Source organism: Streptomyces albireticuli (assembly GCF_002192455.1).
Lineage (GTDB): Bacteria > Actinomycetota > Actinomycetes > Streptomycetales > Streptomycetaceae > Streptomyces > Streptomyces albireticuli_B.
The window spans coordinates 3,209,708-3,223,150 of the sequence record NZ_CP021744.1 but is presented as its reverse complement, the minus strand read 5'-3'; the positions used below and the strand labels follow the sequence as shown (position 1 = coordinate 3,223,150).

11 protein-coding genes are annotated in these 13,443 nt (G+C 74.7%); 6 read left to right on the top strand and 5 right to left on the bottom strand.

Annotation, left to right across the window (positions count from 1 at the left end):
* Positions 1 to 131: 131 nt before the first annotated feature.
* The 4 genes from SMD11_RS13560 to purU all read left to right on the top strand — a co-directional run bounded on the left by SMD11_RS13560 (position 132) and on the right by purU (position 5,655).
* On the top strand, positions 132 to 1,520 hold the full coding sequence (locus SMD11_RS13560; RefSeq protein ID WP_087926713.1) for a transcriptional regulator: 1,389 nt from the start codon (positions 132 to 134) through the stop codon (positions 1,518 to 1,520).
* Between the two features lie 839 nt (positions 1,521 to 2,359).
* Positions 2,360 to 4,153, top strand: a complete 1,794-nt coding sequence (locus SMD11_RS13555; RefSeq protein WP_087926712.1) for a hypothetical protein — start codon at positions 2,360 to 2,362, stop codon at positions 4,151 to 4,153.
* 125 nt (positions 4,154 to 4,278) lie between these two features.
* Positions 4,279 to 4,725 (top strand): SCO4402 family protein, encoded by a 447-nt coding sequence (locus SMD11_RS13550; RefSeq protein ID WP_234366402.1) that lies wholly within the window; start codon positions 4,279 to 4,281, stop codon positions 4,723 to 4,725.
* Between the two features lie 57 nt (positions 4,726 to 4,782).
* A complete protein-coding gene (gene purU / locus SMD11_RS13545; RefSeq protein WP_087926710.1) occupies positions 4,783 to 5,655 on the top strand; it encodes a formyltetrahydrofolate deformylase in 873 nt (290 codons plus the stop codon).
* Between the two features lie 60 nt (positions 5,656 to 5,715).
* Here the strand turns inward: purU and SMD11_RS13540 are convergent, their stop codons facing one another.
* The gene (locus SMD11_RS13540) at positions 5,716 to 6,951 is read right to left on the bottom strand and encodes a maleylpyruvate isomerase N-terminal domain-containing protein (protein WP_087926709.1); all 1,236 of its coding nucleotides are present in this window, start codon (positions 6,949 to 6,951) and stop codon (positions 5,716 to 5,718) included.
* On the bottom strand, positions 6,948 to 7,511 hold the full coding sequence (locus tag SMD11_RS13535) for a sigma-70 family RNA polymerase sigma factor (protein ID WP_087926708.1): 564 nt from the start codon (positions 7,509 to 7,511) through the stop codon (positions 6,948 to 6,950). The genes SMD11_RS13540 and SMD11_RS13535 overlap by 4 nt, the downstream gene beginning before the upstream one ends.
* A gap of 427 nt (positions 7,512 to 7,938) precedes the next feature.
* Between SMD11_RS13535 and SMD11_RS13530 the strand changes: the two genes are divergently transcribed.
* On the top strand, positions 7,939 to 8,322 hold the full coding sequence (locus SMD11_RS13530; RefSeq protein WP_087926707.1) for an STAS domain-containing protein: 384 nt from the start codon (positions 7,939 to 7,941) through the stop codon (positions 8,320 to 8,322).
* Between the two features lie 54 nt (positions 8,323 to 8,376).
* On the opposite strand, the gene SMD11_RS13525 is transcribed toward SMD11_RS13530, so the two are convergent.
* Together SMD11_RS13525 and SMD11_RS13520 are read right to left on the bottom strand one after the other, a co-directional pair.
* Entirely contained in the window at positions 8,377 to 9,498 is a 1,122-nt protein-coding gene (locus SMD11_RS13525; RefSeq protein WP_087926706.1) for a sensor histidine kinase, read from the bottom strand.
* Entirely contained in the window at positions 9,495 to 10,160 is a 666-nt protein-coding gene (locus tag SMD11_RS13520; RefSeq protein ID WP_087926705.1) for a response regulator, read from the bottom strand. The genes SMD11_RS13525 and SMD11_RS13520 overlap by 4 nt, the downstream gene beginning before the upstream one ends.
* A 215-nt stretch (positions 10,161 to 10,375) precedes the next feature.
* Here SMD11_RS13520 and SMD11_RS13515 point away from each other — a divergent pair, with 215 nt between their 5' ends.
* Positions 10,376 to 11,227: a DUF4344 domain-containing metallopeptidase gene (locus tag SMD11_RS13515; protein WP_159395296.1), complete on the top strand. Its 852-nt coding sequence runs from the start codon at positions 10,376 to 10,378 to the stop codon at positions 11,225 to 11,227.
* A gap of 404 nt (positions 11,228 to 11,631) precedes the next feature.
* On the opposite strand, the gene SMD11_RS13510 is transcribed toward SMD11_RS13515, so the two are convergent.
* On the bottom strand, positions 11,632 to 12,825 hold the full coding sequence (locus tag SMD11_RS13510; RefSeq protein WP_234366027.1) for a tetratricopeptide repeat protein: 1,194 nt from the start codon (positions 12,823 to 12,825) through the stop codon (positions 11,632 to 11,634).
* Between the last annotated feature and the right edge of the window lie 618 nt (positions 12,826 to 13,443).

The following is a 13,443-nucleotide window of genomic DNA, read 5'->3' as shown; positions in this document are numbered from 1 at the left end:
TTACCGTCAAGTCCGCATTCTCCGGACATCCAGGGGGCAAAGATCACAGGGGAAGGCGCTCTCCGCTGTCTCAGCTTCTCCGTTTGTCGCGGCACGGGCCGCGAACGCTTAGCAGTATCAGGGGGTACAGCATGGCCGCACGGCCACTCGTGGCGCGGCAGCCCAATGAACGGTTGCAAGCGCTCATTCAGGAAGCCGCCTGTTCCAACGCCGGTCTGGCACGGCGCGTCAATATGTGCGGTGCCGAGCACGGCCTCGACCTGCGGTACGACAAAACGTCGGTAGCCCGCTGGCTGCGCGGCCAGCAGCCGCGTGGGCGGGCGCCCGCCATCATCGCCGAGGCGCTCGGCCGCAAGCTGGGCCGCACCGTCACCATCGACGAGATCGGCATGGCGAACGGCAAGAACCTCGCCTCCGGCGTCGGGCTCCAGTTCTCCCCGACCGTGCTCGGCGCGATCGAGCAGGTCTGCGAGCTGTGGCGCAGCGACGTCGGCCGCCGGGACTTCCTCAGCGGTACGTCCGTGGCGTCCTCCGCGCTCGTCGAACCCAGCCGTGACTGGCTGATCACGGGAGCGGACGCGCAGGTCGCGCGGAACGCGGGGGCGCGGGTCGGCGCGTCCGACGTGGACGCCGTGAAGGCCACGACGGACGCCCTGGTGGAGCTCGACCACCGCTACGGCAGCGGGCACGTGCGGCCCGTGGTGGTCCATTACCTCAACAGTGTCGTCTCCGGGCTGCTCGCCGGCTCGTACCGGGAATCCGTCGGGCGCGAACTCTTCGCGGCCGTCGCCCGTTTGACGGAGCTCGCGGGTTACATGGCCGTCGACACGGGGCAGCCCGGGCTGGCCCAGCGCTATTACATCCAGGCGCTGCGGCTCGCCCAGGCGGCGGGCGACCGGGGTTACGGGGGGTACGTCCTCGCCGCGAGCATGAGCCACCTCGCGGCGTCGCTCGGCAACCCACGGGAGATCGCGCAGCTCGCGAAGGCCGCGCAGGAGGGGGCGCGGGGGCAGGTCACGCCGCGCGCCGAGGCGATGTTCTGCGCCGCCGAGGCCCGGGGCCACGCGCTGCTCGGTGACGCCCGGTCCTTCCAGATCGTCGCGGCCCGGGCCCTCGGCAAGCTCGAACAGGCCGAGAACACGGCGGAGTCCGGTGACGACCCCACGTGGATCCGTCACTTCGACCACGCCTACCTCGCGGACGAACTGGCGCACTGCCACCGCGACCTGGGCCAGCCGGAACAGGCCCGCCGCCACGCGGAGGACGCCCTGGCCGGCCACCCCGAAGGCCGCGTCCGCCGCCGCGCGATCGGCCTGCTCCTGCTGGCCACGGCGCAGGTGCAGCAGCGCGACGTCGACGAGGCGTGCTCGACGGGGACGCGGGCGCTGGAGCTGCTGGGGACGCTGCGGTCGAACCGGGGGGCGGAGTATCTGGACGACTTCCAGCAGAGGCTGGCGCCTTATCGGGAGGAGCCGGTGGTGCGGGAGTTCGGGGCGAGGTTGGAGGTACAGGCGGCGTAGCCGGCGGGACGGGGCGGCCGGGCCGGACGGGGGTTCGGTCGCGGGGTCGTCCGCGGGCCTGGGTGTCGTGGGCGTCGTGGGTGTCCCCGGGGCGTCCGTGGGCCGGGGTGTCGTGGGTGTCTCCGGGTCATCCGTGGGCCGGGGGCGTCGGCCTCCGCGGGCCGTCCGTGGGCCGGGGCCGGGTCGCTCCGGGGTGGTGGCAAGGCTGCTTCGCTTTACGCCTTGCCACCACCCCTGCACGCCCCGCCCCCTCCCGCCACGACCGCGCCCGGACGCGCGGGCCAGGCGCCGCGGGCGGCAGCCGCCGACGGCGAGTACTTCAGCGGGCGAGCCGGGCTGGCGGTTCGGGGTGCCGGGCGGGCGGGGTGGGGGAGTTCCGCCGGAGGCGGCATCGGCGGGGTGGCCGGGTGTGGCGGGTAGGGGAGCGGGTTGCCGCCCCGACGGCGGGTCAGTCGCCGACGGCGAGTACATCAGCGGGAGCCGAGCTGACGGTTCGGGGTGCTGGGCGGGCGGGGTGGGGGAGTTCCGCCGAAGGCGGCAACGGTGGGGTGGCCGGGTGCGGCGGGTAGGGGAGCGGGTTGCCGCCCCGACGGCGGGTCAGTCGCCGACGGCGAGTACATCAGCGGGAGCCGAGCTGACGGTTCGGGGTGCCGGGCGGGCGGGTGGGGAAGTCCCGCCGCGGCAACGGCCGGGCGCGGCACCCGGCACAGCCACGCCCCCGCAGGGACCCCGGTACGGAACTGGTACGGAACCAGAACAGGAGCGCATGGCTCAGCGCCAAAGCGACCCGGTAGCGTGAGCCGACGCTTCCGTAAGTCCCGTACAGCATAGGAGTCCCGGTGACGCAGAGCGGACAGGGAAACATTCCGCACCCCCCTGCGGTCCCGGCGCCCGGCCCCGGCCAGTCGTGGGGCGGGCCGTGGGGTCCCGACGCGCAGCGCGCGCCCCTGCCGCCCGAGACGCCGCGCCCGGGGGACTCCAATGACACCTCGGACGCCACGCGGTACCTGCCGCCCGTCGGCGCGGGCCCGGTCCCGGGCGCGCCGCAGCCGCAGGCCCCGTACGTGCGGGGCGCGGCGCCGGACGCCGGTGCGGCCACGCAGTACCTCCCGCCGGTGCCCCCGGCACCTCCGGCACCGCCCGTACCGCCCGCGTCGTACGCCCAGGACGACCCCGCCACGCAGTACCTGCCTCCCGTGAGCGCGGGGCCGGACGACGGGGGAGGCTCGGAGGGGCCGCAGTATCTGCCGGCGCCGGGGGAGAGCCCCGTGCCGGACGGTGGTGCGGCGACCCAGTACCTGCCGCCGGTGCGGAGCGGAAGCGGTCCGGTACCGGACGCGGGCGCGGCCACGCAGTACTTGCCGCCGGTGGGCGACGGTCCCGTGCCCGGGTCGGCCGGTGCGGCGACGCAGTACCTGCCGCCGGTGGGCAACGGCAGCGCCCCGGCGGCCGACGCCGGTGCGGCCACCCAGTACCTGCCGCCGGTCGGCAACGGCAGCGCCCCGTCGTCCCCCGACGCCGGCGCGGCGACCCAGTACCTCCCGCCGGTAGGCGACGGCCCGGCCGGCGCGGCCACCCAGTACCTCCCCCCGGTGCAGAGCGGAAACGTTCCCGCACCGGACGCCGGCGCCGCCACGCAATACCTCCCGCCGGTGGGCAACGGCAGTGCCCCGTCCCCCGACGCGGGCGCGGCCACCCAGTACCTCCCGCCCGTGAGCGACGGCAACCGCACCCCACCCCCCGTACCCCCCGCCACCCCCACGGGCGAGCGCCCCCCGCCCGCCGAGTTCGACGGGCTGTTCCGGGCGGCCGGGCCGGGCCCCGCCGACGCCGCGCCCCGTACGCAGCAGCTGCCGCCCGTCCGGGAGCCGGTCCGGGAGCCGCGCCGGGCGCCCGTGCCGCCGCCGCCCGCACCCCCCGGCCACCACGGGGGCGGCCGGTCCGACGGGCCGGCGCCGCGCCGGAAGCTGCCCACCGCCGCGATCGTCGGCATGGTCGTGGCCGGCTGCGCCGTCTGCGGGCTCGCCGCCGGCGCGCTGCTGAGCGGCGGCGACGGCAAGGAGGACAAGGGCGGCCGGCAGAACGCCGCCGTGGAGTCCGCCACGCCCGCCGCCCCGGACGACGCGGACAAGGACAGCAAGCGGAAGAAGCCCGAGCCGAGCGCGTCGGCCGCCGACCCGGCCGCCGCCCAGGCCAAGGCGCTGGACGCGCTGCTGAAGGACAGCAACAACAGCCGGGACGCCGTCATCAAGGCCGTCGACTCGATCAAGAGCTGCAAGGACCTCGGCAAGTCCGCGTCCGACCTCCGCGACGCGGCGAAGCAGCGCGACGGCCTGGTCACCCGCCTCCAGCAGACGCCGATCGACAAGCTTCCCGACAGCACCGAGCTGGCCGCGCAGCTGACGAAGGCCTGGCAGTCGTCGTCCTCGGCCGACACGTCGTACGCGAAGTGGGCCGACCAGGTGGGCGACAAGCGCGGCTGTGTGAAGGGCCACGCGCGGCCCACCGGGGACAGCGCCGCGGGCGACCGGGCGAGCGGTGACGCGACGGCCGCGAAGAAGAAGGCGGCCGACCTCTGGAACCCGACCGCGAAGAAGTACAAGCTGTCGCAGCACAAGTGGACCCAGCTGTGAGTCCCCGCCCGGTTACGGTCGGTGATCCCCAAGGGGGGGCATGGTCCCCGCCGGGAGGGAACGTACGATCGATTGCTGTGCAGGGTTCAGAGAAGTCTTCCCGTCGCGGCCGCCGCTCGACCACCATGGACGGTATGCCGCTCAATGACATGCCGTGGTGGCGCTGGCGCACGAACGTGCGCTCCGCGCTGCACATGCTCTCGGACCCGGTCTTCCAGCGGGAGTGCTGGCTCGCGGGCCGTGAGGGCTTCGGGGACGTGACCGACGCCGTGTACCGGCTGGTCGAGGACACCTGGCTGGACAACTGGTCGGCCGAGAAGTACATCGGCACGATCTTCCGGGACTCCGGCGAGGCCGCGCTGGTCGACGTCGCCGTGCTCCGGGTCCTGCGGATCATGCACCAGGTCGGGGCCGACGCCCCGGTCTCGGCGTATCTGGAGCACCACGGCTGGCCGGAGGCGGTGCGGGCGGCCCGTGAGGCACACGTTCGGCTGGCGGCGGGCGACGGCGACGACCCGGACGTACCCCCGCGCTCGCTGGGGATACTGGCCGGGCTGACGGCCGTGCGCTGAGGCGGCCGGGGCCGCGCGGTCCCGAGGGGCCCGGCGGGTGTGCGACGCTATTGGGCTATGAACGCCTCGCAGCCCCCCGCCGCCGAACAGTACGTCCTCACCCTCTCCTGCCCGGACAAGCAGGGCATCGTGCACGCGGTGTCCAGCTACCTCTTCATGACCGGGTGCAACATCGAGGACAGCCAGCAGTTCGGCGACCACGACACCGGGCTCTTCTTCATGCGCGTGCACTTCGGCGCGGAGGCGCCGGTCACGCTGGAGAAGCTGCGGGCCAGCTTCGCGGCCATCGGTGACTCCTTCCACATGGACTGGCAGATCCACCGCGCCGACGAGAAGATGCGCGTCGTCCTGATGGTGTCCAAGTTCGGGCACTGCCTCAACGACCTCCTGTTCCGCTCCCGGATCGGCGCGCTGCCGGTCGAGATCGCGGCGGTCGTCTCCAACCACACGGACTTCGCCGAGCTCGTCGGCTCGTACGGCGTGCCCTTCCACCACATCCCGGTGACGAAGGAGACCAAGGCGGAGGCGGAGGCGAAGCTCCTGGAGCTCGTCCAGGCCGAGGACGTCGAGCTGGTCGTCCTCGCCCGCTACATGCAGGTGCTCTCCGACGACCTGTGCAAGGTGCTGTCCGGGCGGATCATCAACATCCACCACTCCTTCCTGCCCAGCTTCAAGGGCGCGCGTCCGTACCACCAGGCGCACGCCCGCGGTGTGAAGCTGATCGGCGCCACCGCGCACTACGTGACGGCCGACCTCGACGAGGGCCCGATCATCGAGCAGGAGGTCGAGCGCGTCGGCCACGAGGTCACGCCCGACCAGCTCGTCGCCGTGGGCCGGGACGTGGAGTGCCAGGCGCTCGCCCGCGCCGTGAAGTGGCACAGCGAGCACCGGGTGCTCCTCAACGGCCGCCGGACGGTCGTCTTCGCCTGACGGGCGTTGTCGCCTGACGGGCGCGCGGGGCGTACGGACCGGGTCCGCACGCCCCGCCTCTCAGAGCCTCGACAGGGACGCCGTCGCGTAGAGCGCGTCGCGGATCGCCTGGCGGTCGCCCGTCTGACCGGCGGCCGCCTCCTCCGGCGGTATGTGCCCGGCCGCCAGCCGGCAGAACTCGACGGCGTCGAGCGCGACGTGGGCAACCGTTTCCGCCGCCGAGGTGGTGGCCCCGGGGGAGTCCAGCGGGATGTACCAGTGGCCGCCGCCGCTGCCCTCGACCTCCAGATGGAGCGTGCGGCCCGGGGCGCCGGCCGGGACCAGGGCGTGCGGCGGCGGGGCGAGACCGGCCCGGCGGCGGCCCGCGATCGCGGTGGGCAGCAGCCGGGCCCCTAGGTCGACCATCCGGTGCAGATGGCTCGCGGACGGCGGGGCGTAGGGATAGTCGATGGCGTCGGCGATGTCCACGGCGTGGACCCAGCACTCGAAAGCGCGGTCGACGAAGGAATCGGCGAGCGGCAGGCTGACCGGGCCGTACGGGACGGGCCTGCCGGCCGCGTCGGCGCCGGCGAAGGACGCGGTCCTCGTCAGCGCGTGGCTCTGCTCGCGCCAGCCGCCGCGCACCGCGCCCGGCGGCTGCCCGCCGGGGTCGCCCGCGACCGTGGTCCAGAACGCCTCGGTGCGCTCGGTGGGCGTCGCGCCCCGCGCCGCGAGCGTGCCCAGCGGGTCCGGCAGGCCGAGCACGGCGGCGACCAGGCCGTCCACCGCGAGGAGATGGCCGATCACGGCGGCCGCGGTGGTGTCCCGTGCCACGGGCCGCTCGCCGTCGAACCACTTGAGCCGGACCGGCGCCCGCCACTCCGCCTCGCCGATGTCATGGAGCAGGGCGTCGAGCCGGGCGGTCTCCGCGTCGTAGGGCGCGACCCAGTCGGGCACCGGGACCCGGGCGGGGCGGCGGCCCAGACAGGCGGAGAGCACCCGGGAACGCAGCCTCGGGTCGAGATCCAGATTGTCCTCCGGGTGCAGCAGGGCTACCGCGTCCCGCAGCCGGACGGCCTCGTCGGCGCAGGTGGCGCAGTCGGTGAGGTGCTCCTCGACGGCGGCCGTCTCCTCGGCGGAGCAGGCGGCCAGCGCCCAGGCGCCGAGCAGGGACTTCAGCACCTTGTGGGTCGGGGCGGGCAGGGCCGGGGGATCCTGGCGCCCCGGGTGCTCCTCGTGCGGGCAGGCCGTGGCGGCGGCCGGGTCGTCCGGGGATTCCGGGACCCGGGCGGCTTCCGGGCCGGCCGGGCCGCTCATCGCACACCTCCATGGGCGGGCGGCGAGGCCACCCGCGGCGCGTGGTGCGCGGTGGACAGCAGTTGCAGACCGAGGCGGAGCCGGCGGCGGGCCTCGTCCTCGGTGACACCGAGGTCCGCCGCGGCCTGCCGGTAGTCGAGGCGGCGTAAGTAGGCGAGGTCCAGGGCGGCGCGCAGCGGTGCGGGCATGGACGTGACGATGTAGTCGGCGCGGGCGGCGGCGGAGGCCTCGCGGACCCGCTCCTCGATCTCCTCGGGCGTGCTCTCGCCGTCGCTCTGCGACTGCCGCAGCCGCTCGACCGCCTGACGGTGGGTGAGGGTGGCGATCCAGGAGCGCAGGGAGCCCTGCTTCGGGTCGTACGCGCCGGGGTTCTCCCAGACGTAGCCGAACACCTCGCGCGTGACGCGGTCGGCGGCCGTCTCGTCGCTCAGCACGCGGTGGGCGAGGGTGTGCACCAGGGAGGCGAAGCGGTCGTAGAGCTCGCCGAGTGCCGCGGCCTCACCGTGTGCGAGCCGCTGTTGCATCTTGCGGTCCCAGCGCGGTGGTGCCTCGGTCGCCATGGATGGTGCCCCCTCCTGCGTACTCGCCGCGTGTACTTCGTCCTGCGTACCACTTCTGGCACCGGGGCGGCACGTCCCGGCGCGGAACGTGCTTGTGCCCAGCGTCACATACTCCCCGAATGTAGTCGCCGGGTCCGGCGGCGCAGACATCTTTACGGCAAAGCCGACCCCCTGACCGGCTGCGGATGGTATTGCCGCCGTCACTTACCGCACCGCTGAGCGATCGTTATAGATCGTACGTGCGCGAATGTGCCGATGTGTTATGCGTGTGTGACCGTATCCAGGAGGATTCGGGGTTGGAGCTGGGCATAGGCTCGATGAGGGCCGGCCGGCGCCGCGGCGTTTCACGGTGGAGCCGTCGGGCAGCCGCACCCCCAGGAAGGGTCCGTTCCGGGGAACGAGAACCGAGCGAAGGGGCTTCGAGCGCGTGACGTTGAAGGTGAAGGACGCCGCACACGGGGACTGGGCAGTCCTCCGTGTCTCCGGCGAGATGGACCTGGTGACGTCGCCGGTGGTCCGGCAACGCGTGCACGACGCGGTCGCCGACGGCCGCCGCAGTCTGGTGCTCGACCTGGCCGAGGTGCAGTTCTGCGACTCCAGCGGGGTGGGCGTGCTGATCGCCGCCCGCCGGCTGATGCGCTCCTGTCAAGGGCGGCTGAGGCTGATCCTGCCCGCGCAGGGCGCGGAGGACGGCTCGCACGTCAACAGGGTGCTCGGGGCGCTCGGGGTGCGCCGGCTCTTCGAGATCTACCCCGACCTCGACACGGCCACCCACGAGACGCACGAGGGCACCAAGCCGCTGTCGGCCTAGCCGCCGGACCTCGCACCGCTCCTTCCCGGTCGTTCCGCTCTCCCCTCTCCTCCCTCACCCCGCGCGGGGAAACCCGGCCCGTACGACGAAGCCGCCGTCCCGCGTCCCGTGCGCCTCCAGCGTCCCGCCCAGGCTCTGGGCCCGCTCGCGCAGCCCCACCAGGCCGTGGCCGCCGCCCGGCAGTCCGGGAACGGGCGCCGCCGCGTCCGCGGGGCCGTTGCGGATCTCCACCAGCAGGGTGCCGGTGCCGCCCCCGCCCTCCGCCCGCTCCCCCTCGGCCACCGTGACCCGCACCCACGCGCCCGGCGCGTGCTTGCGCGCGTTGGTCAGCGCCTCCTGCACCGTGCGGAACGCCGCGCGCTCCACGGCCTCCGGGCGCTCCACCGCCGGGTCGCAGGTGTTCTCGTACGTCACGTCGAGCGCGCTCATCCCGATCATCTTCGGCAGGTCCGCCAGCCGCGGCTGGGGCGAGAGCTCCTCGGTGTCGGCCCCGGCCTTGCGCAGGATGCCGACCATGTGGCGCAGCTCCTCCAGGGTGCGCACCGACAGCTCCCGGATCCTCCGGGCGCCCTCGCGCGCCTGCGCGTCCGGCGTGGCGATCTGGAGGGCGCCCGCCTGGAGGCTGATCAGGCTCACCTGGTGGGCCACGACGTCGTGCATCTCGCGCGCGAGCCGGGCCCGCTCGGTGGCCAGCACCTGCTCGGAGAGCAGCCGGTCCTCGCTGGCGCGGCGGCGGGTCAGCTCGTCCAGCCGGGCGGCCAGCTCACGGCGGGTGCGGGTCAGCAGGCCGATGGCGACGGGCGCGGCGGCCGTGACGCAGGCGTCGAGCAGCTGGAGGACGACCTCCCGGCGGTCCGACAGGTCCAGGTCGGAGAGCGGATAGGGCACGAAGTGCGCGGCCGCGAGCAGCAGGGCCAGGCCGGTCAGCAGCCGCCGGTCGGGGCGCCGGGTGGCCACGGTGTAGAGGGCGATCATCGGCGCGAACCAGACGTAGCCGATGTAGATGCCGGGCAGCGTCACCAGGAAGACGGCGACGGGGAACCGCCGGCGCAGCAGCAGGGCCGCCGCGGCGAGCAGCGACACCCCCAGGTCCACCCCGAGGCCCGGCCCGTTGACCAGCAGCGCGTCGACGACCGCGAGCAGGACGGGGACCAGCAGCGGCAGCGCGGCGGTCATGGGGCGCCCTGGCCGGGCGGGTCCGTGACCAGCCCGGCCCGGTCGGCGATGACCGCGGCCTGCACCCGGTTCAGCCCGCCCAGCTTGCCGAGGACGGCCCGCACATGGTCCTTGACCGTGCTGGGCGCGAGCCCCATCCGCTCGGCGATCTGCGGATTGGCCAGCCCCGCGCCGAGGTGCGTGAGCACCTCGCGCTCGCGCGGGGTCAGCCCGGCCACCGCCGCGGCCGCCGTGGACTCGGCCTCCGCGGCGAGATAGCCGCCGATGACGGCCCGCGTCACCCCCGGGTCCAGGACGCTGCCGCCGACCGCGAGGGTCCGTACGGCCTGGACGAGCTGCTCCGGATCGGTGTCCTTCAGCAGGAAGCCGGTGGCGCCGGAGCGCAGCGCCGCGGCGAGGTACTCGTTGGCGTCGAAGGTCGTCAGCATGCCGACGGCCGGCGGGTGCGGGAGCTCCCGCAGCGCGCGCAGCACGGTCAGGCCGTCGACGTCCGGCATCCGGATGTCCAGCAGCACCACGTCCGGCGCGCCGTCCCGCACGGTGGCCACGGCCTCGCCCCCGCCGCAGTCCGCGACGACCTCGATGTCCGGGGCCGTGCCCAGGATCATCCGCAGCCCGGACCGGACGAGCTGCTCGTCGTCCACCACCGCAACACGGATCACCGACCGCTCCCTACTTCCTGTACCGCCGGGGCCGCCTCTGCCGGATCCCTGGCAACCTTCCAGCTTGCCGTACCGATCGATGAAAGCAGCAGCACGGAGCCCGGCACTCCCCCCGGCGGCCTGTCCGCGGCCCGGCGACCCCCGCCGATCGGCGGGGGTGACCTTGGACCCGCGACGGATTCCGCTCCGGCGCGCCACCCGGCAGAGTGTTGTCCATGCTGCATCATGCCGGGGCTCGCCCCCGCACGCCCGGCCGCGGGCGGCGCGTCAGCGTCGTCCTGGTGACCGGGGCGTGTGTCGCCCTGGCGACGGCATGCGGCGGCACGCGGTCGCAGGCCGCCGCGTCCCCCACAAGCGGCGGCCTGTCCGTGTCCTACGAGGCCCCGGCCCGGGGCGGTGGCGCCGAGCGCGACTTCCTGCGCGAGCGCCGGCCCGCGGAGCGGGTCGCCGAGGACGTCGGCGGGGCGTTCCGCCTGCGGAAGGCGATCGCGATCGTCGGCCGTTCCTGCGAGAAGGGCGACGTCCCCGAGTACGACCCGGAGACCCGGCGGATCGTCCTCTGTTATTCGTACGTCGCCGAGGTCCGCTCGATGTTCGAGCGCGCGCACGACCCCGACCCGGCCGGCCGCACGGCCGGAGTCATCACCGAGACGCTCTACCACGAGGTCGCCCACGCCCTCGTGGACACGCTGAAGCTCGCGCCCACGGGCCGCGAGGAGGACGTAGCCGACCAGTTCGCCGCGTACCGGCTGATCCCCCGGGGCCCGGAGGGCCGCGCGGCCGTGCTGGCCGCCGCCGACAACTACGCGCAGTACGCCCGCGAGTCCCGGCCCGAGGACGTAGACCTGGGCGCGGAACACCCGCCGGACGCGGCCCGCGCGGCCAACTACCGCTGCTATCTGTACGGGGCGTCGCGGGCGGAGGGGTCGGACGGGGATGCGGCGTCGGACGACGATCTTGTGGACGGCAGGGTGCTGACGGAGGAGCGGGCGTCGGTGTGCGAGGAGGAGTACGGGGCGTTGCGGCGGGGGTGGGACGGGTTGTTGGGGGCGTATCGGAGGGGGTAGGGGGTGGTGCGGGTGCGGGTGCGGGTGCGGGTGCGGGTGCGGGTGCGCGGGGCCTTTTCCCCGGCCCCGCCCCTTCCCGAACCGGGGGCAAGCCCCCGGGCCCCCGGTTCCGCGCTACGCGCGGTGGCCTCAAGCTCCCCCAGCTACCGCTGGGAGGTGCCCCCAGCCGGGCTGGATTTTGCCCCTGTCCGAGGCTGGCTTTCCGTGCGCCGGAAGCACTTCCCTTGCTCCGTGGTCGGGCTTTCCTGCCCGGTTCCGGGCGACAACTCAGCCCGTCCGGCGTTTGAGGACCGGGGTCCGGGGCGGAGCCCCGGTTCGGGAAGGGGCGGGGTGGGGAACAAGCCCGCCGCAGGCGCACCCCCCGCCGCACCCCCCGCCGTCCCCCCCGCCGTCCCCCCCGCCGCTCAGTACGGCGGTGGCGGCGGCGCAGGCCCCAAGGTCGTCGTACCCGGCGCCGCCCGGTGCCCCAGGCCCGTGCGGTACGCGTCCAGGGCCGCCTCCACCCGGCCCGTGCGCCGGAGCAGGTCGCCCAGCAGGCGGCAGAGGTCCGCGAGGTCGCCCGCCGCGCCCGTGCGTTCCAGGAGGGACAGGGCCGAGCAGTAGTGCTCCTCCGCCGACTCGTGCTCGCCGCGCTGCTCCGCGATGAGGCCCAGCAGCCGGTGCGCGCCGCCCGCGTGGACCGCGCCGCGCTCGGCGCCCAGCGCCGAGGGCGCGAGCAGCGGGCTCAGCAGCTCCGCCGCCTCCGCGGCCTTGCCGCGCCGCCGCAGCACGTCCGCCAGCTCCACCTCGACCTGCGTGGTGAACAGCACCGCGCGCTTGGCCGCCAGCATGTCGCGGGCGGTGCGCAGTTCGCTCTCGGCGCCCTCCAGGTCGCCGGCCTGGGAGCGCACGTAGCCGCGCATCCAGTGGCAGTGGGCCAGATCGGTGCGGACACCCAGCTTCCGGTACAGCTCCTGGGCGCGGGCGAGGGAGGCGTCGGCCTCCGCGATGCGGCCCTCGGCGATGAGGGTCCGGGCGACGCCCCGGTGCATTCCGGCCACCAGTGCCGGATCCTTCACCTTCGGCGCGAGCGACAGTGCGAGCTGCGCGGCGTGCACGGCGCGGGCGTGCGCCCCCATGTCCATATAGGGCGCGATGGAGGCCGTGTGGAGGTGCATCAGCGCCTCGGCGTCGTGCGTACCCGAGGCGGTCAGCGCCTCGACGGTGGTCTCCAGGAGATAGCAGGAATAGCGCAGTTCACCCGCCAGCAGATGGGCGGTGGCCCGGCCGCGCAGCGCCGGTACGCGCCGGGGCAGCGGCTCGTCGGCGAGGAGCCGCTCGGCGGCGGCGAAGTGGTCGCGGGCGTCGGTGAGTTCGCCCGTCTCCAGGCCGCACTCGCCGAGCCCGAGGAGCGCCGTGAACTGCTCGTCCACGAGGCCCAGCCGGGCCGCGTCCTCCCGCGCCGCGCGGAACAGCCCGGTGGCCTCCTCCGCGGCGCCCGTGGACAGCGTGCGCCGGGCGGCGGCCAGCCGTTTCCGTACACCGGTCGCCGAGTGCGGGGGCCTGCCGGTGCCGGCGGGCCCGTCCGCCCGTATGCCGTGGGTGCTGTTCTCCGCCACTGCCGCCCCTCGGTAGGTCGCGCCGCGCGCGTCAAGCGATCGGTGTCCCGCAGGTGAAGAATCCGTCCGTACGTGAGGATGGAACCACGCCCCGGTCCGTCGGCGAAGCGGCCGTCGTAGCACCGCCGGTCGTCCCGGCCACGGCCCGTCGGCCGGGGCTCGTCCTCACTGATCACCACTTCGACGTACCGCCCGACGACGCGGACCCCGCCGGTGAGCGCATGCGTCTCTACGCACGCGCGGTCGCCGCCGCCTTCTCGCACCGGCCGCGCTACGTCCTGGAGGACGGCGTCGTGCCCACGGGCGCCGGGTCGCGGCTCCCCGGCACGTCCACCGAGCGGACCGCGGTGGTGCTCTCCCGCGCACCGTGCCCGCTCCACGTAATCCTCCATGAGGTCATTCATGCCCAGTGCGGGGGTGTGACGCACTGGTCGGGGGAGCGTGTCCGGGCGGAATTCCCGCAGTTGGGCCGCTGTGCGGGTGGGGGGCGCGTTTTCTCTTCACGGGTGGGGGTGTGCGCCCTTGGGTGCTTCGTGCGCGCCCTTTCTTGCGCCCCCTGGGTCCTGGGTGCGGGGCGGGTGGGGGTGCGCCTGCGGCGGGCTTGTTCCCCGGCCCCGC